General features: G+C 56.9%; 22 protein-coding genes and 1 tRNA gene. 17 read left to right on the top strand and 6 right to left on the bottom strand.

The features are described 5' to 3' along the window. Window positions 1-14 precede the first annotated feature (14 nt). The gene (locus BN348_RS11555) at window positions 15-3,887 is read right to left on the bottom strand and encodes a glycoside hydrolase family 97 N-terminal domain-containing protein (protein ID WP_040198181.1); all 3,873 of its coding nucleotides are present in this window, start codon (window positions 3,885-3,887) and stop codon (window positions 15-17) included. Window positions 3,888-4,458: 571 nt separating this feature from the next. On the opposite strand from BN348_RS11555, the gene BN348_RS11550 reads away from it, so the two are divergent. After that, window positions 4,459-4,535, top strand: a tRNA-Arg gene (locus BN348_RS11550). 249 nt (window positions 4,536-4,784) lie between these two features. Here BN348_RS11550 and BN348_RS11545 read toward each other — a convergent pair. After that, window positions 4,785-5,684, bottom strand: a complete 900-nt coding sequence (locus BN348_RS11545; protein ID WP_040198180.1) for a LysR family transcriptional regulator — start codon at window positions 5,682-5,684, stop codon at window positions 4,785-4,787. A 115-nt stretch (window positions 5,685-5,799) separates the two neighbouring features. On the opposite strand from BN348_RS11545, the gene BN348_RS11540 reads away from it, so the two are divergent. Together BN348_RS11540 and BN348_RS11535 are read left to right on the top strand one after the other, a co-directional pair. Next, window positions 5,800-6,804: a YeiH family protein gene (locus tag BN348_RS11540; protein ID WP_040198179.1), complete on the top strand. Its 1,005-nt coding sequence runs from the start codon at window positions 5,800-5,802 to the stop codon at window positions 6,802-6,804. A 59-nt stretch (window positions 6,805-6,863) separates the two neighbouring features. Then, complete coding sequence (locus BN348_RS11535; RefSeq protein WP_040198178.1) at window positions 6,864-7,310, top strand: C-GCAxxG-C-C family protein; 447 nt, start codon at window positions 6,864-6,866, stop codon at window positions 7,308-7,310. 169 nt (window positions 7,311-7,479) lie between these two features. Here BN348_RS11535 and BN348_RS11530 read toward each other — a convergent pair whose 3' ends face one another. The 4 genes from BN348_RS11530 to BN348_RS11515 are packed head-to-tail and all read right to left on the bottom strand — an operon-like array spanning window position 7,480 to window position 8,952. Further along, window positions 7,480-7,830, bottom strand: coding sequence for a phage holin family protein (locus tag BN348_RS11530; protein WP_197068347.1), 351 nt, complete (start codon window positions 7,828-7,830; stop codon window positions 7,480-7,482). Continuing rightward, window positions 7,811-8,140, bottom strand: coding sequence for a hypothetical protein (locus tag BN348_RS11525; protein ID WP_040198175.1), 330 nt, complete (start codon window positions 8,138-8,140; stop codon window positions 7,811-7,813). The genes BN348_RS11530 and BN348_RS11525 overlap by 20 nt, the downstream gene beginning before the upstream one ends. Continuing rightward, window positions 8,130-8,558, bottom strand: a complete 429-nt coding sequence (locus tag BN348_RS11520) for an SHOCT-like domain-containing protein (protein ID WP_040198174.1) — start codon at window positions 8,556-8,558, stop codon at window positions 8,130-8,132. Before BN348_RS11520 ends, BN348_RS11525 begins: the two co-directional genes overlap by 11 nt. Continuing rightward, on the bottom strand, window positions 8,548-8,952 hold the full coding sequence (locus tag BN348_RS11515) for a DUF2089 domain-containing protein (RefSeq protein WP_040198172.1): 405 nt from the start codon (window positions 8,950-8,952) through the stop codon (window positions 8,548-8,550). The genes BN348_RS11520 and BN348_RS11515 overlap by 11 nt, the downstream gene beginning before the upstream one ends. Window positions 8,953-9,524: 572 nt before the next feature. Here BN348_RS11515 and BN348_RS11510 point away from each other — a divergent pair. From BN348_RS11510 to BN348_RS11440, 14 genes are all read left to right on the top strand, one after another. Further along, window positions 9,525-9,962, top strand: a complete 438-nt coding sequence (locus BN348_RS11510) for a MarR family winged helix-turn-helix transcriptional regulator (protein WP_040198170.1) — start codon at window positions 9,525-9,527, stop codon at window positions 9,960-9,962. Between the two features lie 4 nt (window positions 9,963-9,966). Continuing rightward, window positions 9,967-11,379 carry an MATE family efflux transporter gene (locus BN348_RS11505; RefSeq protein ID WP_040198169.1) on the top strand — a complete coding sequence of 471 codons (1,413 nt, stop codon included), beginning with the start codon at window positions 9,967-9,969 and terminating at the stop codon, window positions 11,377-11,379. A 60-nt stretch (window positions 11,380-11,439) separates the two neighbouring features. Continuing rightward, window positions 11,440-12,057, top strand: a complete 618-nt coding sequence (locus BN348_RS11500) for a cytidylate kinase family protein (protein WP_040198168.1) — start codon at window positions 11,440-11,442, stop codon at window positions 12,055-12,057. A 486-nt stretch (window positions 12,058-12,543) separates the two neighbouring features. Next, window positions 12,544-13,956, top strand: coding sequence for a glycosyltransferase family 4 protein (locus BN348_RS11495; protein ID WP_156136508.1), 1,413 nt, complete (start codon window positions 12,544-12,546; stop codon window positions 13,954-13,956). Window positions 13,957-14,018: 62 nt separating this feature from the next. Next, on the top strand, window positions 14,019-15,014 hold the full coding sequence (locus BN348_RS11490; protein WP_040198165.1) for a polysaccharide biosynthesis protein: 996 nt from the start codon (window positions 14,019-14,021) through the stop codon (window positions 15,012-15,014). Next, complete coding sequence (locus BN348_RS11485) at window positions 14,993-16,135, top strand: polysaccharide biosynthesis C-terminal domain-containing protein (protein ID WP_040198164.1); 1,143 nt, start codon at window positions 14,993-14,995, stop codon at window positions 16,133-16,135. Before BN348_RS11490 ends, BN348_RS11485 begins: the two co-directional genes overlap by 22 nt. 432 nt (window positions 16,136-16,567) lie before the next feature. Continuing rightward, entirely contained in the window at window positions 16,568-17,689 is a 1,122-nt protein-coding gene (gene wecB, locus BN348_RS11475) for a non-hydrolyzing UDP-N-acetylglucosamine 2-epimerase (RefSeq protein WP_040198161.1), read from the top strand. Then, a complete protein-coding gene (locus tag BN348_RS11470; RefSeq protein ID WP_040198160.1) occupies window positions 17,689-18,753 on the top strand; it encodes a glycosyltransferase family 4 protein in 1,065 nt (354 codons plus the stop codon). The genes wecB and BN348_RS11470 overlap by 1 nt, the downstream gene beginning before the upstream one ends. After that, window positions 18,750-19,310, top strand: a complete 561-nt coding sequence (locus BN348_RS11465; protein ID WP_040198159.1) for an acyltransferase — start codon at window positions 18,750-18,752, stop codon at window positions 19,308-19,310. Before BN348_RS11470 ends, BN348_RS11465 begins: the two co-directional genes overlap by 4 nt. 346 nt (window positions 19,311-19,656) lie before the next feature. Then, window positions 19,657-20,742 (top strand): glycosyltransferase, encoded by a 1,086-nt coding sequence (locus tag BN348_RS11460; protein ID WP_040198158.1) that lies wholly within the window; start codon window positions 19,657-19,659, stop codon window positions 20,740-20,742. Then, window positions 20,739-21,539: a glycosyltransferase family 32 protein gene (locus tag BN348_RS13350; RefSeq protein ID WP_052446907.1), complete on the top strand. Its 801-nt coding sequence runs from the start codon at window positions 20,739-20,741 to the stop codon at window positions 21,537-21,539. The genes BN348_RS11460 and BN348_RS13350 overlap by 4 nt, the downstream gene beginning before the upstream one ends. A 109-nt stretch (window positions 21,540-21,648) precedes the next feature. After that, on the top strand, window positions 21,649-22,557 hold the full coding sequence (locus BN348_RS11450; protein WP_052446906.1) for a glycosyltransferase family 2 protein: 909 nt from the start codon (window positions 21,649-21,651) through the stop codon (window positions 22,555-22,557). 157 nt (window positions 22,558-22,714) lie between these two features. Beyond that, window positions 22,715-24,046 (top strand): O-antigen ligase family protein, encoded by a 1,332-nt coding sequence (locus BN348_RS11445; RefSeq protein ID WP_040198157.1) that lies wholly within the window; start codon window positions 22,715-22,717, stop codon window positions 24,044-24,046. A 79-nt stretch (window positions 24,047-24,125) separates the two neighbouring features. Then, window positions 24,126-25,217 (top strand): polysaccharide pyruvyl transferase family protein, encoded by a 1,092-nt coding sequence (locus tag BN348_RS11440; RefSeq protein ID WP_040198156.1) that lies wholly within the window; start codon window positions 24,126-24,128, stop codon window positions 25,215-25,217. Window positions 25,218-25,509: the final 292 nt, after the last annotated feature.

The raw sequence follows: 25,509 nt of genomic DNA, 5'->3' as shown, positions 1-25,509 counted from the left end.
TAAAACATGTATGGTTAGTCAAAGGTTCCGCCGTTCAGGATATCCAGCTTGACATGAAGCAGGTCGAAGATGTCGATCCTGCCGCTGCCGTCATAGTCTGCGGCCAGGAACGCGGCGCGGTTTGGCGTTTGTGAACGCAGGATATACTGCTTTATGGTGATCAGATCGAGAACGCTCTTCTTGCCGTCGCCGTCCACATCCCCTTTGACCACGATGGCGGCGGAGGCGGACACAGCGCCCTGATAGACAAGCTCCACGGTGCATCCGGTCGATGCAACCTTGTCGCCGTCCAGAATGCTGCCGCTGGAATCCTTGACGACAATCTCGCCGAACTGCGTAAACTGTTCCTTGAGCAGGTCGGCGGACTGCGGCGAAGTGAAGAGGAAGCCGTCCTGCATCTCCAGATCGGTGTTGAAGCCTTCGGTATAGTCGGCAAATGGAACCACCGTTCCATTGACCGCGAAATCGGTGAAGACTGCGGGGATGGAATCGACAACGCTGGAGCCGGTGCCCACATACAATCCGACTTTTACATCCGCGGATGCGAGCGCGTCGTTGGTGACGGTGGATTTGACCAGTGTCCAGTTCTGCGAATCGGTGCTGACATATCCGCTCAGGGAATTGCCCTGCTTCTCAATCTTCAGATAAATATCCTCCCCAATTGCGGGATCGGCAATGGCCTGCTCACCAGAATACGAGCTGGAGCGCTTGTTCAGGGTTGCGATGACGTTCGGCTGGCCGGACAGCAGGCTGCGGTGATACCGGCGGAACAGTACAAACGCCTCTTCGTCGTTCGCATATACCATGATGCCCGCGGACTGGCAGTGCTGTGTCGGAGCGAAGGAAAGCTTGGTGGTGACGGTGAAATCCTCCCCGGCGCCCGCCGGCGTGACCATCAGGTTTTTGGTGCTCTTCGCGGAGCCGTAAAGGTCTCCCTGCTGGGTGCGGATGGTCAGGCGGTTGGTCCCGTTCAGCTCCCAGAAATCCGGGTCTTCCCGAATAATCGACCAGCCTTCCTTCATGGTGAACGTTTTGCCGATGACCGTCACGCTGCACTGTGCCGTAATCGTACCATCAATGCCGGTGGCTGCGGTGATGACCGCCTTTCCAGGCTTCAGTCCCTTCACCTGTCCGCCGCTGACCGATGCCACGCTGTCGTCGCTTGAAGACCAGGTGACCGTTGTCAGGTCGACATCCGATGGGGACAGGACTGCGGTGATGAGATCGGAGCTTCCCTCTTCCAATGTCAGCTGAGTCTTGTCAAGCTGGATGGATTCGGCCTGTGTCGGCGGTGTTTTTGTCAGCTTGACGGCAAAGCCGCCCGACTGGCAGATGGAAACCGGCAGGGAATCCTCCCGGGTGACCTTTTGTATCCGGAAATCGATGGAGCGGTTGTCCTTTCCATCCTGATAGATGTAGGCATAGTAGGTTTCGTCGTCGAGGAAGGTAAGCGGGACGCTGCTGCTCCGGGCATCCGCGCTGATGCCGCCGATATACCAGTCCGCGCCGCTTCTGCGCGCGATGGTGGTATGCGATCCCAATTCGGCTTCCAGCACCTCCATCTGGTCCCACGCTGCCGGAAGATTGCGGTAGAGATCGTAAGCCGCGCTGGCCCGGTATTGAGCCGGTTTTCCAGCCAGCGTCTGGACCGCGCTTTCGAAGAGAATGCCCATAGCCGCATGATGCGCGTCGGAAAGGCTGTATCCGGTGCACAGCGGCGTGTAGTCCATGCCGCCCACGACATTGCGGGTAAACGGCAGAATGGTGTTCTGTGCGGCCTGCGGATTGCGGCACTCCTCGCCGCGCACCGCCTCCCTGGTCAGCACATGCGGCCAGGTCCGCCTCTCTCCGGTCGGCAGGTTGGCGCCGTGCAGGTTGACCAGCAGATGGTGCTTTGCGGTGGAACGCATGATCTGGTCATACATCGTGAGGATGCTCTGGGATTCCCCGCCGAACCAGTCTATCTTCACGCCCTTGATGCCCTTGGCGGAAAGTCTCGAGAAAACATCCTCCTGCTTCTCCGGCGTGTTCACCACATCTTTCGGCAGCCAGGCAAAGAGACCGACCCCTCTTTCATTGGCGTAGTTCATCAGGTCGTCCATCCAGTCCGGGAATTCCACGCTTGTGCGCCCCCCGGCGCTCCAGCCGTCGTCCATCGTGATGTATTCCCAGCCCATCTCCGCGGCCAGGTCGATATACCGTTTGTATACATCCGGGCTGCTGGTCGAGTCGCCGTTGAGCCAGGTCCAGCCGGAGATGCCGGGCTTGATCCAGCTGGTGTCCTCGATCTGGCAGGGCGCGCTCAGGTTTTCCACCAGCATGCTTTTCGCGATGGTTTCGAGATCGCCAAGCATCATCGATCTCCAGGGCGAGACAAACGGGGCGGCGGTCTCCGGTCTCTTGCTGCCCACCTGCGGGGTGTAGCCGGTGCTCAGCATGCCGTCGCCGGTGGACTGAAGCATGATGCCCGCATACTGCGGCGTGTGCTCGGCCTCGGCGAGAAGCGCCCACACATCCGATGGGGTCCGATACAGGAAGGTCCAGCCGTAGTTGCCCTTGACCGCTGAGATATCCTGCTGCGTATACGAGGCTTCATAGTCGTCGGTGGAATACGGCTGCGCATAGGTCATGGAGCCGTCCGGCACCGCAAAACCGGTTTCCTCCGAATCGATCACCATCTTCTCTCCGTCTTTTCCGGTGATGATGTAACGGAACGCGACGCCGTCGTCATAGGCGCGGCTGACAATGGAAAAGGCAACGCCGTCCTTTTCGAAGTGCAGGGTGGTTTCATTTGCGTGGTTCACGACATGGGACTGCTTGCCCGCGGTCATGTCGTATTCCTCGTAAATTTCACTGGTATCGGCCGATACAAACGTAAGGCCGCTGGTAAAATCGCCGAGACTGGTGATAAGCCCGGTCGGGGATGCGCTCACGACGCTTTTGCCGTTCCGGGATACGAAGTAGTCGACAGACCCGTTCCCGTTCTGCACAAACAGGATCATGTTGCTGCCGTCCGGGGAGAGGGTCGGCCAGGAATGATCGGTCGCGCCGGTGCCGACAATGACGGCGGCAGAGGACTCTTTTACAATGCCGTCCAGCGATACCGATGCGGTGATGTCGGCAATGCCGTCCGCAAGACCGGTTACGCGGCCGTTTTCATCGACGGATGCGACCGCATCGTTGCTGGAACGATAGGTCACATCGCCTTCCTTTGTCAGATCGACTTCGCTGCCGTTGATGCGTACCGCCCGCAGCGTGGTTTCCAAAGCGTCTCCAACGGGAAGCAGCGGCTGATCGATGGAAAGCTGAACCGATTTCAGGTTGTTCTGTTTTGCCGGGTCCAGGATCAGGCGGGCGTCCGCCCAATCCGCCCAGTCCGCCGCATTGCTGCCGTCCGGGTCCGCCACAAGCTTCAGCCGCTTATGTTCCCCCAATGGAATGGAAACGGCGCGCATCCCGTCGCCCACCTTCAGGGTTCCCGATTGGTAGGCAAGCGTGTCATCCAGATAAATCTTGAAATTGACGCTGCCGCGGTCAAGCCATTTGCTGTCGCCGTTGACATCGACGCCCAGATACGTTTCAAAGGCGCTGTACCCACAGTCTTCGAGGTTGACCACGATTTCCGAATGGGCGTGGACGCCGATGCCGTGCGAAAACTGCCGGTTGCCGCCATTCTCTTTGTCGAACAGCTCCATGGTGGTGCCGTTTGTGGTTTTGCCGTAGCCGACGCTGCCCCAGCCGGTGGTTGCGCTCAGGATCCCGGCGTCCTCCAGATAGCAGAACGCTTCCGCGTCCGCGGCGGCTGCGTGCATCCCTGCCGCAGGGAAAGCGGAAAACATGACGGCGGCGCTCAGGAATATCGCCGCGAGCTTTTTAAACAGTCTCATAAGAAATCTCCTTTCATGTTCGTATGAAATGATGGAACGATCCGTTTGATACGAAGTTGATAGGCATCCCCTTTCTGTAAAAATGTTGGAATGGATGGCGGAAGCTTGCCGATTACATCAGCGGACGGTGCAGAACTGCTTAGGACACCACGGCCGGTTTTTCTTTTGATATCGCCCGGCCGGCGGAATAAGCGTTTTTGAAGGGACCATTTAAACCTGGCCGCTGATGTGAAGATGTTATATGCGTCCTTTTCGGACAGAAAAAATGTTGACATCTATCATTGTAAAGAAGAAAAATGGAATTGTACATGCAATTTTCTACGATTTATAGCAAATTTCTACGGAATTTCTGATAAACCATTATAAAACAGATATGATGTTTGATCGCCGTGCTAAAGTGAAACTGAAAAAACTGAGAGATGGTTTTCAATACAGGAGGTTCCGTATCGACGGAAGAAGAAAAATCAGGGCGGAATTGGCAGAAATCCGCCGAGGTACCTGTTGACAAGCTCTTTAATTTGTGCTATAATATTCGAGTACCTGAGAGAAGACCGAAGGTATCTTAATCATTGCGCTGTTAGCTCAGCTGGATAGAGTGACTGGCTACGAACCAGTAGGTCAGGGGTTCGAGTCCCTTACAGCGCGCCAAAGCCCATCTGCTTGCAGATGGGCTTTTACTATGTGATTTTGTTGATATTGCAAGGGTAGAGTCTTTTAAAATTGTTATCTGCATGCATTGTGCCGTTCGTTCGCGACATCAGCACAACGCTGTTCCAGAACCTGTTTATGTTATCTAAATTTATATACAACAACAATTACATCGGAGAAGATTCTGAATCTGTAACCGTCAAGCGATATTGCTGCGTCTGTGGAATCCATTTTATACAGAAATAGCCATCACAGATGGGCATCGGAAGCCCGTTCACAGAGCTCGGCGAACAGCGCATGGTAATCCGCGGAAAAGGCGCTGTTCTTCCGCCACAAAAAGCTGAAGGCGTGCAGAACGTGCAGGTCCTCCAGATCGATTCTTTTCAGTGTGCCGGTGCGCAGCTCCTCCATCACCGCCGCTTCATACAGGAAGGTGATGCCGCAGCCGGCTTTCGCCAGCTGCTTGACCGCGTGTACGCTGCCGATTTCGACCATACCGGCGAAATCGCGGACACTGCGCCCGAGCGATGCAAGATGCTTCTCCAGTATTTCACGGGTTCCGGAACCGGATTCCCGCAGCAGCAGGCGTTCGCCAAACAGGTCCTCCACCGTGCTGACCGGCTTGTGAAACTTGTAATCCGGCGCGCAGACCGCGATGTACCGGTCAGTTTCAAGGGTCAGGTGGTCATAGCTGTGCTTTGAGAAGTTTCCCTCCACAACCGCGAAATCGATGGTCCCGTCGTCCACCCGCCTGAGCAGCTCCTTGGTGTTGGCCACCTGCATCTCAATCGGCGCGTCGGGATGGCGTTTCAGGTACCGCGCAATGGCTGCCGGCATCACAAACGCGCCGACCGTCAGCGTCGCGCCGAAGATCAGCGCTCTGCGCCGTCCGCCGAGCAGGCTGAGCCGGCTTTTCAGATAGCGTTCGTCGTGCTTCATGGTCCGGGCGGTCTCCAGAAACAGCCGGCCGGCATCGGTCAATGTCAGTTTTTTTCCCTCATGGTGAAACAGCTTGACGCCGTAGCTGTCCTCAAGCTGCCGGATATGCCCAGAAACGCCGGGCTGTGTGATGTTCAGCTCCTCAGCTGCCCGGGTGAAATTCATGTGCTTGCATACCATCAGGAATGTATCGATACGGAAATCCAGCATGCGGTTTCCCTCCTTTTCTATATCATAACATATTTTTATCGATAAATAAAGAATCATCATTTTACATAATGGTGCAGAGATGCTATAATAGAAACACGATAAAGGAGGAGAATGCATGAATTTTATCAAACAAAACTGGGCCGGACTGCTGCTCTGCATTGGCATATCTGTTCCGGCATGGCTGTTGGGCAAGCTTCTGCCGGTCGTGGGCGGCCCGGTATTTGCGATTCTGGCGGGTATGGTTCTGACGCTGTTTTTAAAGAAGAAGGACCGGCTGCAGCCCGGTGTGACCTTTACATCCAAGAAGATTCTGCAGGCCGCGGTGGTGCTGCTCGGTTTCGGCATGAACCTGTCGGTCGTCCTGAAGACCGGCACGCAGTCCCTGCCGATCATCCTGTCGACCATCTCCGTTTCGCTGATCATCGCGTTTGTGCTGCATAAGGCTTTGAAGATTCCGGCCAAAATTTCGACGCTGGTCGGCGTCGGCTCCTCCATCTGCGGCGGATCGGCAATCGCGGCGACCGCCCCGGTCATTGATGCCGACGATGAGGAGATCGCGCAGTCGATTTCGGTCATCTTCCTGTTCAACATTGTCGCGGCGCTGATCTTCCCGACGCTCGGCGGCCTCCTGGGGCTTTCCAATGAGGGCTTCGGCCTGTTTGCCGGCACGGCGATCAACGACACCTCGTCGGTGACCGCGGCGGCCGCGGCGTGGGACGGCATGTATCTGAGCAACACGCTGGAGGCGGCGACGATTGTCAAGCTGACCCGGACGCTGGCCATCATCCCGATCACGCTGGTGCTGGCGTTTGTGCGCACCCGCAGGGAGCGCGGATCGGGAAACAAGGTGCAGCTGAAAAAGATCTTTCCGTTCTTCGTGCTGTTCTTCATCCTCGCTTCGGTTATCACAACGGTCTTCCAGCTTCCGGCCATGGTCACCGATCCGATCAAGGAGCTCAGCAAGTTTCTGATCATCATGGCAATGGCGGCCATCGGGCTCAACACCAACGTGGTGAAACTGGTCAAAACGGGCGGCAAGCCGATTCTGATGGGCCTTTGCTGCTGGATCGGCATCGCAGGCGTCAGCCTGCTGGCACAGCATCTGCTGGGCATCTGGTAAAGAGGGAAGAGCCGCCCTCCAAAACGGGCGGCATCATTGTTATAAAGGAGCGAATAGATATGAAAGAGAGCAGAGTCGGCATTGCCGCACAGAAGCATCAAAATGGATATAACTGCTGTCAGGCCGTCGTATGTGCCTACAGCGATTTGCTGGGAATGGATGAGCAGACGGCCTTCCGGGCATCGGAGGGCTTCGGCCTCGGCGTGGCCGGCATGTATGAGACCTGCGGCAGCGTCTGCGCCATGGTGCTGCTGGCGGGCCTGCAAAACAGCGACGGAAATCTCGAAAAGCCCGCCACCAAGCTTTCGACCTTCGAGCTGGGCCGCCGGATGTCCGACAAGTTTACAGAGATGAACACGACCATCGTCTGCAAAACCCTGCGCGGCACCGACGGCGTGACCGACCGGCTGCGCAGCTGCCGCGGATGTGTCATCGACTGCGCAAGGATCGTCGAGGACACGCTGTTCCCCGGAGAGTTCGCGGCGTATGACGGCCCGAATGAATGAGTCAACCCCCATTAAAACCTATCTATAAATGAGCAAACGGCATCCGCCAAAGCGGATGCCGTTTGCTCATAGTCGTTTTGGGGTGCTTTCTATCGGGAAAGATATGATCATGGAAATATGCGTGTATTTGTCCGAGAGCAACCGCCGCGTATCGGGGCAGTTGATTCAATCAGCTGTGTGAGGGGGAAAGCTTCCATCTCTTATAGATCGAAACCGGCAGATAGCACAGGCTGATCAGCAGCGCTGTCAGCACGCTTTGCCAGTAATGAAGCCCGATGCCGAACGAGGATGCGGCCCATAGGACGAACAGCGCGTCGGTGATCGGGATCAGCAGCCCCAGTAAAAATAAATTGAACGGAAGAATCAGCGTCTGCATGATCGGGCGCAGGAGCAGGTAGAAGAGCGTCAGCAGCAGTCCGCTCCAGAAGGCCGGCCAGAGGTTCAGCTCTCCAAGGAAAACGCATCCTGCCGCCAGCAGGGACAAAAAACAGCCGAGCCATCTACAGACCAGTCTTATCACGGTTCTTCCCCCTTCCCCAGCCAATGGTCCGGACCGAAACGCGCAGCTTTTCCGCGTCCTTCTCATGCTCCACCCGCACAAATTCCTGCGGTTTGGAAGCGATGATGCCGAGAATCATGCCATGCGCCGCGTCGACAGCGCCGCGGGAGGTGCGTCCGGCAGTGCCCGGCAGCAGCGCGAGCAGATCCTCATAGCACAGCAGCAGCCAATGCAGCACCGGAAGGAAGATCGCCAGACAAAGCCGCAGCCGCGGGCGCTTGCCATGGTGCGAGACACGCACGCTCAGAAGCGGCGCCTGCTTACTCCACATAGACCCGCACCTTCAAATCCGTCGCGTCCTGCACGATGTCCACATTCGCGATGTCCTCATCCAGGTTTTCAATGGTGTCGATGATTTCTCCGATTTTCAGGCTGCGCAGGTCGAAGCCGTTTTCCTTGAGCTCCTTGTCGGCGGATGCCGGAATGCAGTTGGCGATGATGTTGTCCGCATACCGTGCCAGCACCAGCGGAACGCTGACATTGACGTTGATCTTGCCATCCTCTTCGGTGCAGCCGTTCACCTGCACGCGCAGCTTTTTGCCCTGCGTGCGGTCGTCCTTCTGCAGCCGGATGCCGGCGGCTTCCTTCTTTGCGTCCTCTTCGAGGCATTCCAGCAGCCGTTCGGCCTCCTCGGCCGAAATGGTTCCGTTTGCAAGCATCTCCAGTACCTTCTGTTTCTCACTGTTCATCGTTCATTTCCTCCTTCAGGCCGCTCAGCTGCTGAACGGCGGTCTCCACATCGATTTCATGGCTGGACAGCCTTGCCAGAATTGCCTGGCGTTTCTCTTCGTTGGGGTCTGCGGCCGGTTCGGTCTTTTCGTCGAAGCCCAGGGCCGTCAGCGCCGCATCCATCATGTTGCGCACGGTGGGATAGCTGACTCCGAGCGCCTTCTCCACTTCCTTGATCGATCCGCGGCAGCGCAGGAATACCTCGACAAACTGCAGATGCTTCTCTTCCAGCATACAGAACCGGCAGGGAGTAAATTTACCGGTCAGTTCGGTGTTGCAGGTTTCACAGTGCAGCCGGGTGATCTCCATGGTGTGTCCGCAGACCGGACAGCGGGATGGTGCATGGTAATGCATGTCATCGGCCTCCTCTCTGTTCTGACTGTAGTATATCACCGATAATCAATATTGTCAATACTATAATTAAGATGATTAATATATAAATCAATTAAATTAATTTATATATGTGACGGAAGATGCAAACAGCATTGGGAGAATAACAATACGAATCGAAACAGGGACATCAGGTTATCCAATGTACAGAATATCTGAAGTTACTCGAACCGCTATGTGAAACAGGAAAAAATATCCGCCCGGTGGTGCCCGGATAGCAGCCGCTGCCTGACGGCGTAGCCTATGGTTTCTATTATATAAAGGGCTTGTATAGGAGTCGGGATTCGGTATGCAGGGGGCTTTTGCCGGCTGAAAACGCTGCCGAACCCGACCGGCATCCGGTTCGGCAGACGGGCCTGCCGGGCGATATGCGGGAAACAATAGATTCACAAATTGTTCCTTGACAATAAAAACGTTTCGTCGTATAATTAGTTTCGTTCGAAACCAATTGGTTTCCTGCGCAACTAATTGTGCCCGGGGGAGCTTCGGAGAGGAAAGGGGAGAATCCGGCTGCATCATTATGGTGCGCGGAAATTATGAAGATTTTAAGTAAATGGATCTCAATTGCCTCGCGTTACAGTCAGATCTACACAACCAAACAATTTGAACGGATGGGACTGGGCAGCGGCCAGTTCATGTTCATCATCTGCATCTGCCAGCATGCGGGCTTTACGCAGGAGCAGATCGCCGAGGAGCTTTCGCTCAACAAGAGCACCGTGACCCGCGCGGTGGCGTCGCTGCAGGCCGACGGCTTCGCCTGCAAGGAGGACGACGCGTATGATCGAAGGGTCAGCCACATCTTTCCGACCCCAAAAGCGATCGCGCTTTATCCGAAAATCGTTGAAACGATGGATCGCTGGAACGACATCCTTCTGGAGGGCTTTACCGAAGCGGAGGCCGTGCAGGCCGAGAGCATCCTGATGCGGATCACAGAAAATGCGATGCGCAACGCGAAGAAAGAGATAGGAGTGTGAAAGTATGAATCAAGAAGTACAGACGGGGGTACAGCAGAACCCCCTTGCCACCGAAAAGGTGTCAAAGCTGATTATAAAATTCGGCGTCCCCAGCGTCGTGGCGATGCTGGTCAATTCGCTGTACAACATCGTCGACCAGATCTTCATCGGCAACGGCGTCGGCTATCTGGGAAACGCGGCGACCAACGTCGCGTTTCCGATGGTCACGATCTCGCTGGCGATTGCGCTGCTGATCGGCGACGGCGGCGCGGCATATTTCAGCCTGAAGCTCGGCGAGGGCGACAAGGAGAAGGCCGCGAAGGGACTCGGCAACATGGTCACGGTGTCGGTCATTGCGGGCGTGCTGTTCCTGGTACTGGGCCTGCTGTTCTTCAATCCTTTGCTGGGGCTGTTCGGCGCAACCGACAAGGTGCTGCCGTACGCGCAGCAGTACACCCAGGTCATCATTCTGGGCCTGCCGTTCATGATGATCTCCACCGCGCTGAACGCGAGCATCCGCGCGGATTCCAGTCCGAAGTTCGCGATGGTCTCGATGCTGACCGGCGCAGTCATCAACACGATACTCGACCCGATCTTCATTTTTGTCTTTAAATGGGGCGTGGCCGGCGCGGCCTGGGCGACCATCATCGGCCAGATTGCCGGCTGCATCATCTCGTTTGTCTATCTGGGCCGGTTCAAGAATGTCAAATTCCACGCAAAGCTCATGAAGCTGGATTGGAAGACCACCCGGACCTTCCTGTCCTTCGGCGCGTCGAGCTTTATCACGCAGGTCGCGGTCACGCTGGTGATCATCGTATCGAACAATGTGCTGCGCATCTTCGGCGCGCAGTCGGTCTACGGCGCGGAGATCCCGCTGTCGGTCTTCGGCATCGTCATGAAGGTCAACCAGATCCTGATGTCCTTCTTTGTCGGCCTGTCGGTCGGCGGACAGCCGATCATCGGCTTCAACTACGGCGCGCGGAATTTCGACCGCGTCAAGAAGACCTATCTGCGGCTGGTCACGATTGCGACCGTTATTGCGGTGCTTGGGTGGATCGCCTTCATGTTTTTCCCGGAATACATCGTCGCGGTCTTCGGACAGGGGGATGCGCTCTATCAGGAGTTTGCAATCAAATGCTTCCGCCTTTATCTGATGTTCTGCTTTGCAAACGGCTTCCAGATCGTGTCATCCATCTACTTCCAGGCCATCGGAAAGCCGGTCAGATCGTCGATCCTTTCGCTTTCCAGGCAGATTCTGTTCCTGATCCCGATGCTGCTGATCCTGCCGCTCTTCTTTGGCGTCGAAGGCGCGCTCTATTCGGGAGCAGTGGCAGATGCCGGCGCGGCGCTGCTTGCGGCGGGCTTCATTGTGTATGAGATGAAGCGGCTGGATAAAAAGCATCTGAAAACCTTGAAAAATACACCGGAAGGGGTATAATAGAATCAGGGAACCGATATATCTGTACGGGAACGCATTCAAATAAAGGAGGAATCGATGATGAACGCGAATAAGATTATTACCATTGGCAGGCAGTTCGGCAGCGGGGGCCGGGAGATCGGCAAAAAGCTGGCGGAGCTTCTGAACGTCGGATTTTATGATAAGGAGCTCATTGAACTCGCCGCCAAGCAAAGCGGCATGAGCGAAGAGGTGTTCAGCCAGAACGATGAGAAGGCGACGAACAGCCTGCTGTATTCGCTCTCCGTGGGCAGCTATATGATGGGAAACCGCATCTCCAGCTACGGCGAGATGCCGCTGGAAAACAGGCTGTTTCTGATCCAGTCGGATGTGATCAAGGAGCTGGCGGACAAAGGCCCCTGCGTGATTGTAGGCCGCTGCGCCGACTACATCCTGCGGGACAGGGCGAACAGCTTCAGCGTGTTCATTCACGCCGATGACGAAAGCCGCATCAGCCGGATTGAGAAGCTGTATAACCTTCCGGCCAAAAAGGCGAAGGAGCTGATGATCCGGACCGACAAGAAGCGCGCCAACTACTACAACTACTACTCCGACCGCAAATGGGACCGCGCGGACAACTACGATCTGTGCATCAACAGTTCTAAAATCGGCATCGACGGTGCGGTTCAGATCATCGCGAAGTTTGCGGAAGAGGCGTAAGGCGGCCGATTTGCTGCAACAAACCAGATTTTAAAAAAGAAATCTCCTGTGCAGGGAGATGGTACGTGATAACAAGAGACCCTTGCGCGGCGGATAAAGCCGCGCAAGGGTCTCTTTGCAGTTTTTGCCCGGAGATCATCAGCTTTGGTAAGGTTCTTTAAAAAGATGGGGATGAATCCTTCTCCGCAGGATGTTTTTCAGTAACTGGCTGTGCTATAGGCTTGCCGTGTACAATCTGGAAGAACATCGTTTTGGGTTTAATGCGGATGCTGTCAAAAAAATATTTGGTTTTTTTCAAAATTTGTCGAAATATGTCTTGACATTATTCGACAAATTATTTATAATACAGTTGAGGGTTTGAAAAAACAGTGAAAAAAGTGAGAATAATCGCAAGGCGCACTGATTTCTGCTCTCCTGTAATTTTGTTCGATAAGGCGCGGCTCGTTTCACGGGCCGCGTCTTATTTTCACCAGGGAGTTGACATCATTGAAGAAGAGAGATGTTTTGGTGCTCTGCCAGTATTTTTATCCGGATTGTATCTCCAGCGCGACGCTGCCGACGCAGCTTTGCGCGGATCTGGCCGGTTCCGGCCATCGGGTCGACGTGCTGTGCGGTATGCCAAAGGAATATACACCATCGGTCCGGGTTCCCCGCAGGGAGATTTACGAAGGCGTCCATATCCGGCGGATGCGCTACCTGCAGTGCTCTCGAAAACGCGCTGCCGGCAGAGTTATCAATTATTTATCATTCTTTCTGGCGGTGCTCCTTCATCTGCCGGGGTTTGTTTATTACCGGACAATCATCGTCTACACCACGCCGCCGGTCCTGCCGTTCGCCGCGGCGCTGGGCGCGTTCCTGCTGCGAAAGAGGCTGGTGGTCGTCTGCTTTGACCGCTATCCGCAGCTGGCCGTGCGGTTCAGCGGATTGTCTTCCGGTTCGCTGTTTTGCAGGGCCTGGAAGCGCGCAAACCGCTTCGTTTACCGGAAGGCCGCCGCTGCCGTCGCGCTGTCGGACGATATGAAGGCCCAGCTGATTCATACGGACCGGGCAGCGCCGGAGAAGGTGCGGGTGATCCCGAACTGGTATGAGCGGCTGCCGGACAGGCCGCGGACGGATGAAAGTTCCGCACAGAAGGGATGTTGCGCGAACGGCACGTTTGTGGTTTCCTACTGCGGCAATATGGGCGTATGCCAGGACATGGACATCATTCTGACTGCGGCGGATCGGCTCAGGGAGGAGGACATCGAGTTTGTGCTGGCCGGACACGGCTGCAAAAAGGACGAATTGGAGCGCCGTGCAAAACAGATGGGTCTTTCCCGGGTGCGGTTCCACGGTTTTCTGACGGGGGAGTCCTACACTGATCTGCTGCGGGATTCGGATTGTCTGATCGTCTCGATCCGGGAGGGGGTCGAGGACTGCAGCGCGCCAAGCAAAACCGCATCGTATCTGGCGGCGGGCAGGCCGGTTCTGGACGTGATGAAGCTTGACTGTTCCTTGGCGCGCGAGCTTGCCGGGGCCGGGCTTATCAGCGCGCCCGGCGATACGGATGGCTTTCAGAGAAATCTGCTCTGGCTGAAGAACCATCCGGAAGCGGCGCGCCGGATGGGGGAGCACGCAAAGCGGCTGTTCGAGCAGAAGTATGAGCGGTCGATCTGTACGGATCAGTATGTGCAGCTGCTCCAGGAGCTAGAGCAGCCAGTGCGTGCACGAAAGAAGAGTTGTCCGGAGGGCCTCAAGGAGCCGAAGCGGCCGGCAAACAGGAGCAGACAGGATTGGTCAGAAGACGCCGGACGGCGGGACCAGGTTCATGCGGCGGAAAAACCGGACTGCGCTGCGTGTGCCGTACAGCCGGAAGCGTGGGAGCTTGCCAAACGCGAGGAGAAGACAAGGCCTGTTTAAAGCCTGCTGACGGCTGCTGCGGCTGATGGGCCGGAATATCAAAAACGGAGAGGAGATACGACATGTTTGAAGGGGAAACGCTGCTGATTACCGGCGGAACCGGATCATTCGGCAGGACGGCGGTCGGCAGGCTGCTTCAGGAGGATGTGAAGGAGCTGCGCATCCTGTCAAGGGATGAAAGGAAACAGCAGGAGCTGCGAAGACGGCATCCGGACGGCCGCCTGCGGTTCTTTCTCGGCGACGTGCGGGACCGGGACAGCATGCGGCCGGCGGTGTACGGCGCACAGCGCGTCTTCCACGCCGCCGCGCTCAAGCAGGTGCCGGCCTGCGAGGAGAATCCGATGGAGGCGTACAAGACCAATGTCGCGGGGACACAGAACCTGCTGGAGCTGGCGGAATTCTGCGGCGTCGAACGGGTGGTCTGCCTATCGACCGACAAGGCCGTTTATCCGGTCAACGCCATGGGATGCACCAAAGCGATGATGGAGAAGCTGGTGCTTGCGAAGGCCATGCGGCGTCCGGATGAACGGATCTCCTACTGCCTGACACGGTTTGGAAATGTGCTGTGTTCACGCGGATCGGTGGTGCCGCTGTTCATCGGGCAGATGCTCGCGGGAAAGCCGCTGACCGTCACCGACCCGGACATGACCCGATTTTTGATGACCCTGCCCGAAGCCGTGGAGCTTGCGCTTTTGGCACTGCGGCACGGCGAGAACGGCGGTATCCTGGTTCCCAAAATGAGGAGCTGCACGGTTGCCGTACTGGCGCAGGCGGTTCAGGAGTTGTTTGGGTACAAGGGTGAAGTGACCGTGACCGGCCCGCGCGGCGGGGAGAAGCGGCACGAAACGCTCATCTCTCTTGAGGAGATGCCGCGCACGGCGGACCTGGGCGGGTATCTCTGCATCTCACAGAACCGCAGGCCGGATGCGGAATGCAGGAGAACGGCCTATACCTCCGATGCGGGAACGCTTCTGCATGCCGGCGAAGTTGCGGAGATTCTGCGCGAAGTGGATGTTGTAAAGGAGGCGCTCAGAAGATGGAACGGGAAGAACCGTTAGGCCCGGTGCTTGTCACCGGGGCAGACGGATTTATCGGACGAAATCTGACGGCGGAGCTTCGTGCGCGCGGTCAGACGGCGTTCTGCTGCACCCGGAAAACCTCGTCCCAGCGGCTGCGCAAATGGGCGACGCGCTGTCAGGCGGTCATCCATCTGGCAGGATGCTGCCGGCCCAAAGACCCTCAGGAATACTGGACGAACAATCTGGCGTTCACAGAAACGCTGACCGGCCTGCTGCTGGAACGCGGCAAACCCTGCCCGGTGCTCTTTGCATCCTCCGTACAGGCGCAGTCCGGCAGCGCCTATGGAGGATGCAAGCTGGCGGAAGAGCAGGCGCTGTGCCGCTATGCGTGGAAAAGCGGGTCGCCGGTCCATATCTTCCGGCTGCCCGGCGTGTTTGGAAAATGGAGCCGCCCGGACTACAATTCTGTTGTCGCAACCTTCTGCCACCGGGCCGCGCGCGGCGAAGCGCTCCAGGTGCTGGAGGACCGGATGCTGACGCTCTGTTACATCGACGATGTGGTAAACCGGTTTTTGGAGGTTCTGCAAACGCCGCCTCAAAGTCCGTTTGCAGAGGTAAAGCCGGTCTATCAGATCAGCGTTGCAAAGCTGGCGGAAACCATCGCTTCCTTTGGACAACTGTGTGAAAAACAGATTCCCGACCTGCGGGATGAACTGATCAGAAAGCTTTACAGCACCTACCAGAGCTTTCTCCCGATGCAGCGGCTGTGCCGGGATTTGACGGCACATACGGATGCGCGCGGAATGTTTGCGGAATTTGTGCGTACGCCCGGCTGCGGGCAGATCTCCGTCAACCGCTGCGGTCCCGGCGTCCGCAAGGGCGGGCACTGGCACAGGACCAAGCATGAACGTTTTCTGGTCACCGCGGGCAGCGGAGTCATCCGCCTGCGCCGGGTCGGGGAACAGGAAATCCATCGATGGTATGTCCATGCACGGTATCCGCAGGTTCTATCGATCCCGCCCGGCTATGTGCACGATATTCGGAACACTGGAATGGGCGATCTTGTCTTTGTGATCTGGGCCGACGAGAACTACGATGAGAACACGCCGGATACGATACGGGAAGCCGTGGATATGGAAGAGATACAGGAACGCTCCTGAAAAGGATAGAAACCCCGATTGCGTTAAAATGTATGGGTTTCCTGGACCGGCATTTCGAAGAGGTTTGGCCGGCGTGAAACCGCGCTGGCATAAAACGCCGAAGCCATAGGACATGACCAAAGCGGGGCACGGCAGAAGCGGAGCACGACAGAAGCGGAGCACGACAGAAGCGGAGCACGACAGAAGCGGAGCGCGGCAGAAGCGGAGCACGACAGAAGCGGAGCACGACAGAAGCGGAGCGCGGCAGAAGCGGAGCACGACAGAAGCGGAGCACGACAGAAGCGGAGCACGACAGAAGCGGAGCGCGGCAGAAGCGGAGCACGACAGAAGCGGAGCGCGTCAGAAACGGAGCGCGGCAAAAGTGAAGCACGGGGAGTAGAGCCTCACAGAAACGGAGACATGACAGATACAGATATGGAAGGAGATGACAGAATGGAACGGATGAAGCTTGTAACGATTCTCGGAACCCGGCCGGAGATCATACGGCTGTCGAGAATCATCGCGCTGTGTGAACGATGCTTTGAACATCGGCTGGTCCATACCGGGCAGAACTACGACTACCGGCTCAGCGGGGTGTTTTTCGAGGAGCTTGGCATCCGGCCGCCGGACTACTATCTGGACTGTGCCGGGGAAAATCCCGGACGGACGGTCGGCAATGTCATTGCAAGGTGCTATGATGTGCTGAAAGAAGAGCGGCCGGATGCGGTGCTGGTGCTGGGCGACACCCATTCGGCGATGTCGGTGTATGCGGCTGGACAGCTTCACATCCCGATCTTTCATATGGAGGCGGGAAACCGGTGCTGGGACCGGTATCTCAGCGAGTCGCGCAACCGGGAACTTGTCGACCGCATGGCGGACGTCAATCTGTGTTATACCGAGCATGCGCGGCAAAACCTGCAGGATGAGGGCCGCGAACGGGATATGCTGTTTGTCGTCGGGTCCCCGATGCGCGAGGTGCTGCGGTATTACGCGCCGCTGATCAGCCAAAGCGATGTGCTGTGCCGCCTCGGGCTGCAGAAGAAGGAATACATCGTCGTTTCAGCCCATCGGGAGGAAAATGTCGACCGGGAAGAGACCTTCGCGCAGATCGTCGCATCGGTCAACGCCGCCGCATATACCTATGACCGGCCGGTGCTGTTTTCGGTGCATCCGCGCACCAGAAAATGGATAGAGACGCGCCATACCCGGTTTGACAAGCGGGTGCGTTTACTGGAGCCGTTTGGCTTCCCGGATTATGTGCGGTTACAGAAGGACAGCTTCTTTGTGCTGTCGGACAGCGGGACCCTCAGTGAGGAAAGCGCCATAGAACGGTTCCCCGCCGTGCTGATGCGTACCTCAACCGAGCGGCCGGAAATATTTGACTGCGGCGGCATGCTGCTGGGCGGGATTCATCCGGACGAGGTGCTGCGCGCCGTACAGCTTCTGCTGGAGACAGGGCCGCAGGATGCCTGTGAGGTCGAAGCGTACATGCCGCTGGATGTCTCACGGCGGGTGGTGCGTTTGATCGGCAGCTATACCGGGGTGATCCAGCGAAAGGTCTGGAGAAAGCCGTGATGCGTGTGCTGCTGCTTTCTCCGCTTCCCCCTCCGGCAGGCGGGATTGCGACTTGGACGGACCATCTCATGCAGTCCGGTTTGCCGGACGATGTGGCGTGGAGACTGATCGACTGCGCGGTTCGCGGGAAACGGAGCGGAAAGCCCTCCCGGCGCCGGCTTGGAGAGGAGCTTCGGCGTGCGTGGCGCATTCGAAATGAACTGCGGCATGCACTGGATGAGGAACAGGCCGACCTCATCCACCTGAATACGGCGCTTTCCGTTGGCGGTATGCTGCGCGACAGCTGTTTGCTGCAGCTGGCAAGGCGCCGCGGCGTTCCTGTCATCCTGCACTGCCATCGAAACCTGCCGGACGCGGCGGCGCATCGATGCGCGCGGTTTCTCATCCGCAGGCTGTGCGGGCGGTCTGGCCGGGTGATCTGCCTGAACAGGCCTTCCCGGGACTATCTGCAAAAAGTCTGCGGCGTCACAGCTGATATCCTGCCGAATTTTCTGAGCGGCGTGGAGGAACCGGAGCCGAAACCGGTTCCTCCGAACATACGAAATGCCGTCTTTGTCGGGGAACTATCGGTTCAGAAGGGCTGTGATGTCATCCTGAAGGCGGCTCAGGCGCTGCCGGATATCACCTTCCGCTTAGTCGGACGCGTCAAAGAGGATTGGCTGTGCGAAAGCCTGCCGGAAAATATCCGGCTGACCGGTCAAAAGGGGTGGAAAGGCGTTCAACAGGAACTCCGGGAAGCCGACCTGTTTTTATTCCCATCCCGTTCGGAGGGGTTCCCCTATGCGGTTCTGGAAGCGATGGCGAACGCGCTGCCGGTCATTGCGGCGGATGTCGGCGCAATTCCGGAAATGCTCGGGCGGGATGGCGGCATCCTGATCCGGCCCGGGGATACGGACGGCCTGATTGCGGCGATCGGCCGTTTGCAGGATGCACGGCTCAGAGAGATGCTGGGCAGACGGAATGCCAAAAAGGTGCGCGATTGCTACACTGCGGAATCTGTGCTCAGCCGTCTGTCCAACATCTATCAAAAGGTTCTTGAACAGCATCAGGAGGAATTGACATGAGGATGAAAGGAATCTGCCGGGCAGTTTACCACATCTGTTCCGGGATGCGGCGCGGTGTGCGGCGTCTGCTGATTCTGCCGTTTCAGCGGCGGCTGTTTGCATCCTGCGGAAAGGATGTTTACATCGGCCGCAATTGCCGCATCCGTTACCGGAATGTGTCGGTGGGCAGTCACAGCTCGATCGGGGACAATGCGCTTCTGATGAGTACGGTGGCAAGCATCACGATTGGAGAAGGCTGCATGATCGCGCCGCGGGTCATGATGATTTCAGGCGATCACCGCATCGATCTGCCCGACTTGCCGATGCACCGTGTGACCGAAGCGCAGAAGCTTGCGGAAAATGATCGGGATATCATTCTGGAGGACGATGTCTGGATTGGGGCAGGCGCGTGCATTCTCAAAGGCGTCCGGATTGGAACGGGCAGCGTCGTTGGGGCCGCGAGCGTCGTCACGCGCGATCTGCCGCCCGGCAGCATCTATACGGGCGCGCCGGGACAGAAATGCCGGGCACGCTTTCCGGATAACAAAGCTTCAGCCCGTATAAATAAGAATAGATAAAAGCGGGAATATGCAGCTTGTAAAGTGAATTCTATCGGAACAATCTATGCCGCTATCTGCATCAGCTGTAAATGTGATGCGTTTTATTCTTTGGCAGCTATGGATAAACAATGGCTGCTTGCAGGTTCTGTCTGATCGGTCAATGCTGTCATTTGGACCTACTATACATGAGATGGATCCGATTTTCCAATCGTCACAGCTGATATAAATTGCTTGTGGAACTTATTTGAACAATCGATACCGCTGTTCAGACCAGCCGTATATGTGATGAATTCTATTTTACGGCAGGTATGGCAGGCCGATGACTGCTGATGGATTATTATTTCTGAGTGGAGAAGGTGAGACGATGAAAAGAGTATGCATCGTGATTCCTTCCATGGGTGTCGGCGGGGCACAAAAGCTGGTGCTGCAGCTTGCCAGATATCTGGACCGTGAGCGGTTTGATCTGCAGATTCTGTGCCTGTCCGGCAGAACCGGCGGGCCATTTGAAGAAGCACTCGATCAAACCGGCATTCCGGCCGCTTACCTTGGCAAGCGGCCCGGGCCGGATGTGAGATTGCTTTTGAGCCTGTGCGGCATGCTCAAAAGCATGAAACCGGACGTGCTGCACACCCATCTGCACGCGGTGCCGTATCTGCTGCCGGCGGTTTTGGCCGCACGGCCCAAGCTGCGTCTGCACACGGTGCACAGCATGGCACAGAAGGAGGCCGCTGGCCCGCTGCGCCTGATCATGCATATGGCCTATCGCCTGTTCGGCTTCCGTCCGGTCGCTGTCGGCAGGGATGTGTCCGAAAGCATTGGGCGGCTCTACCGGCTGCCCCCAAAAGACGTCGTCTGCATTCCAAACGGCGTCGAGATAAACGCCTTGCATCGAGTGGAGCGGGAGACGGATAAAAGGAGCAGCCCTGTGCGGCTGGTGACGGTGGGTGCGCTGTACGGCCCGAAGAATCATCTGATGCTGTTGGACGCCTTCGAATTGGCGTGTGCACGCAGGTGCGATCTGACGCTGACCATTCTGGGCGAAGGGGTTCTGCGCCCGAACCTCGAAGCACGCATCCAAAGCGGAGGGCTGGCAAGTAAAGTGTTTCTGCCCAGCATCGTGCGGGATGTCGGGGCGGCATTGACGCGGTCCGATCTGTTTGTGCTCAGCTCGAATTACGAGGGGATGCCGTTTTGTGTGCTGGAAGCCATGGCCTGCGGCCTTCCGGTCGTTTCAACCGATGTCGGCGGGGTGTCGCAGCTCGTTCAAGAAGGGAAAAACGGGAGATTGGTTCCGGTCGGGGATGCAAAGGCGCTGGCAGATGCCATCCTGTCGCTTGATTGCCGGACGAGAAGAAGGATGGGAAAGGCATCCCGGTCGATAGTATCCGGGTATGACATACGAAAGACGGTACGGGCCTATGAGAAGCTGTATGAGGAGGGCACGGCATGATTCCAAAACTGCTGCACACCTGCTGGTTTGGACCGCGCAGAAAACCGAATATCGTGCAAAGCTGCATGGAAAGCTGGCGGAAATTCCTGCCTGACTACAGGATTGCCGAGTGGAATGAGCGGAACTTTGTCTTCTCAGACTGTACCTATGCAAGAAAAGCGTATGCGGCAAAGAAATGGGCGTTTGTCGCGGATTATGCGCGGCTGCGGGTGTTGTATGAGTATGGCGGCATCTATCTCGACACCGATATGCAGGTACTGCGCCCCTTTGACGATCTGCCGCTGGAACAGGGTTTTCTGGCCAAAGAACAGGAAAACCGGTACATCTCGGCCGGCGTCATCGCGGCCCCGAAGCATTGTGAATGGATCGCACAGATGCTGGAGTACTACGAATCCCGCACATTCGCATTGTCCGATTCGATGGGGGATGAGACCATCGTCACGATACTGACACGGGAATTGTGCAGACGGTACGACATCGACCTGGCAAATCCCTTTGCCTGTATTCCGGGCGGGCCGGCATTGCTTGAGGCAGATCGATTCTATCCGCCGATGAAAAGGGGCGGATATGCACTCGGAGCGCAGACCTATACGATTCATCATGCGCAGGGGAGCTGGCTTTCATGGCCGCAGCAGGCCCGGCAGAGGATGCTTCGGCGGCTGACCCGCATATTCGGTGCGCAGTGTGTTCTGCGAATGGCGAAATGCAGGCGTTTTCTCTTGAGGCCTTCGGGGAAAACAGAAGATGTCTTGGAAGGCAGACACGAAGAGGTCCGGAAAGATCGGTCTACGGAATAGCATCGCCCCTTCCATATGGAGGTGTCATATGGGAACAGGCATGCCTTTCCGCCTGAATGGAACATATCGCGCATAAAGAATTGTGGAGCCTGCGGTTCAGGAGGTTTTTATGGAACAGCTGACGGTCTTTACTCCGACCTATAATCGCGCGGCTTGTCTGAACAGGCTGTACCAAAGCCTTCTGCTGCAGTCCTGCCGGGATTTCATCTGGCTCGTTGTCGACGACGGATCACAGGATGAAACGCCGGCATTGCTGCGGAAATGGAGCGGCGAAGGAAAGCTTGCGCTGCGGTGGCTGCGTACGGAGAACGGTGGGAAACACCGCGCTCACAACCTCGGCGTCCGGCTGGCTGAAACGGAGCTTTTCTTCTGTGTGGATTCGGACGATGTTCTGCCCGGCGACGCGGTGGAGAAGCTGCTGTGTCATTGGAATGCCTGTGCGGAAAAGCAGCTGGCCGGCATCATTGCCTATAAACAGCGGTTTTCAGACCGGGAGACCGGAGGACGGCTGTATACCCGCCATCCGGCAAGCCTGCGAAGCTTCTATCAAAACGGGCTGACCGGCGACGCGGCGCTGGTCTACCGCACAAAGCTGCTCAAGGAGCATCCCTTTCCGGAGATACCGGGAGAAAAATTCATGACGGAGAACGTCGTCTACGCACAGATTGACCGTGAGTATCCGCTTCTGCCGCTGTACCGGGTACTGACCATCACCGAGACGCGGCCGGACGGCTACACGCACAACGCCCTGCGGCTGCTCAGGGACAACCCAAAGGGCTGGGCGCTTTACCACAGGCAGTGTGCGTTGTTTTCCGATAATCGGCCGCAGCGGCGGCATCATCTGCGGCAGTTTGTCTGCTATGCTATCCTTAGCGGAGAAAAACAAATCTTCCGCATATGCAGAAAGATGAACGCATCCGCGTCGATACTGCCCGGATACATGCTGGCCTTCAAACGCCGTCTGCAGTACCGGACGCTCCGGCATCAAGAGAAACCGATACAAGACTCTGCGGAATAAAAACGGGATGATGTTCTTGCACAAGCTCATCAATCAAATTTCCTTCTGAACGGAGTTTTCAGAGAATCACGGGCCATGTTATGAAAAAATGAGCGGTTGTATCAAAACCGTGCAGTCACATCAGACACCGAACCGACACCAATGAGGGATGAACACCATGAAACATATAAAAGCAAAGAATGCTGCTCTGCAAACGCCATGCCTGATCCTTTTATGCGGGCTGCTGGGCGCATCGGCGGCGTTTGGAACGGATGTTCTTCGCGTTGCGGCACTGCCGGTGCTGGCGTTTCTGATATTGACCGGAGACGAAGCGGATGATCTGCTGGTCTATGCCGCACTGATTCCCTACGCGGGACTCTGTGAAATATCCGGATACAATCTGCTGTTTGCTTGTCTGCTGTTCTCCTGTGGAAAGCTGCTGCTGGCCGGACGGAAAAAGCGGCTGCATACCGCTGGCTGGGCCGGATTGATGTTGTTTATTGGCATGACCATCGTGCAGGATGTGCTGTATGTGAGCGTCGGACGGCTGCTTTATCTGGAATCCATCCTGTGCTATTTCTCTTTGGCGGTATTGTTTCTGCCCATCTCCAAAATACAGGTGTACCGGCTTCAGCTTACCCTGATCGGCTCGCTGTTTTCAGCGGTGCTGTTCACCCTGCTCGGCAGTCTTGGAGCCGGCATCTTTTCCGCGAGGTTCGGCGAGCAGCTGCGCGCGCTTGGCGGCGCGATGGGTCTGCCGGTCTACTGCCTGCTGATATTGTCGCTGCTGGCGCAATCGTATCTGTGTGGGCTTCGCACCATCCGCGGCAGAGTCCTCTGTCTGGCCCTGATGATTTTTGCGGGTCTGGCCGGTGTCCTGACACAGTCCCGGGTCTATCTGCTCGGCCTGCTGATCCTGGCCGCAGCGGTTTTGCTCTGTATGGGAAAGGGGAGAACCGCTCGCATTCTGCAGCTTATCTTATGTGCGGCAGGCGCGGTCCTGCTGTTTTGGCTGTTTTTCCCGGCGCTGTTCGGGCAGCTGACCGATGCGGTCTACCTGCGGCTGCGGGAGGATGCGGGCAGCGGCAGACTGGACATCTACCGCGACTGCCTATATTATCTGTGGGAACATCCGCTGCGGCTGTTTTTCGGAAGCGGTGCGTTCCATTATGTCGAAATCGGCGTACAGGAGGGATACCGTTTCAGTGCGATGGCGCACAACCTTTACCTCGATCTGCTGATGTCATGGGGTCTTGCCGGATACGGGTATATGGGCGTCCTGCTCTTTACGTTCAGGAACAGGCTGAAAGCGGTTTTCCCACGGCGAGTGACGATGCTGCAACTGCTGCCGGTTCTGGCGCTGGCTGGATGCTTCCTGACCGAGGGCACCTTCCAGTACTACAACGTGTATCTGTATCTTCTGGTACTGCTGGTCAACCTGTACGGATGGCCGTCCGGGATGCCCGTAGACCATCCGGTGCGGGCAGGATGGAAGGAGAACAGCGCGTGAAGGTGAAGACGGCTTATATTGCCGAGATTTGATGATGAGACGAATGATTCTATAACATCCGTGAAAGGGGGGAGACCGCATGGATAAAAAAATCGGCATCCTGACCTATCACCGCGCACAGAATTACGGGGCTCTGCTGCAGGCGTTTGCGCTTCAGCGCGCGGTCACGCAGGAGGGCGGAAACTGCGAGATCATCGATTACATCTGTGATAAGATCGAGCGGGACTATGCGCTTCCATCATGGAAGGATGGCCGTTCGCTGTCCGGCCGGCTGCGGATGCTCCTGACCGGCCGCTGGCAAAAACGGTCCCGGGAAGGCTTTGAACGGTTCCGCGCGGAGATGCTCAGACAAAGCGGACCCTGCCGTATGCAGGATATCGCCGCCGTCGCGCATGATTATCAGATATTGATCGCCGGCGGGGATCAGGTCTTCAACCCGCGTGGCTCGGGCTGGGATGACGCCTATTTTCTGAATATTGACGGGGCATCCGCCGAAAAATACGCCTATGCGGCAAGCTTTGGCGTATTTCTGCGGGATGAATGCCAGGATCCATTAGACGATATCCGGGAATGCCTCGCAAAGTTTACCGCCCTGGGCCTGCGCGAAACCACGGCAGCCCGGATTATGATGCGGATGCTGCCGGCAGTGCCGGTGGAGACGGTGCTCGACCCGGTTTTGCTGCTGACGCCGGAGGAATACCGCGCGTTGGAATCGGACTGCGGGCAGACACCCGGTTATCTGCTGCTCTATGCCTTTGAACTGACAGGACAGATGCAGGACACGGCGCGCCGGATTTCCCGGGAAACCGGAAAACGCATCCTCTATATCACCAACGGCGTGCGGCCGATTCGGAAGCTGCATCCGATGCGGGGCGTCGGGCCGCGGGAGTTTTTGTGGCTGATGTCCCATGCCGGCGGCCTGCTGACCGATTCATTCCATGGCGCGGCCTTTGCCGTTCTGTTCGGAATCCCGTTTCTCACGGCGGTCAAAGAAGATGACGAACGGATTCCCGATCTGCTGGATCGGCTGAACTTGAAGGATGCGCGGCTTTCGGATGCACATCCGTCCCTCTGCGATCCCCGGAACCCGGAAACCATACGGCTTCTGATGCTGGAACGGGAGCGTTCGCGCCGGTTTTTAAGAGGACTGATCTGCCATGAAGACCAATGACACAAGAGGAGCTATCAGACAGTGGAGTCCGTCAGACAGTGGAGTCCGTCAGACAGTGGAGTCCGTCAGACAGTGGAGTCCGTCAGACAGTGGAGTCCGTCAGACAGTGGAGTCCGTCAGACAGTGGAGTCCGTCAGACAGTGGAGTCCGTCAGACAGTGGAGTCCGTCAGACAGTGGAGTCCGTCAGACAGTGGAAGGCCATCAGACAGTGGAAGGCCATCAGACAGTGGAAGGCCATCAGACAGTGGAAGGCCATCAGACAGTGGGAGGCCATCAGACAGTGGGAGGCCA

This window comes from Candidatus Soleaferrea massiliensis AP7, assembly GCF_000820765.1.
GTDB lineage: Bacteria > Bacillota > Clostridia > Oscillospirales > Ruminococcaceae > Soleaferrea > Soleaferrea massiliensis.
The sequence above is the reverse complement of the archived record's forward strand: the minus strand, read 5'-3'. Positions and strand labels throughout refer to the sequence as shown.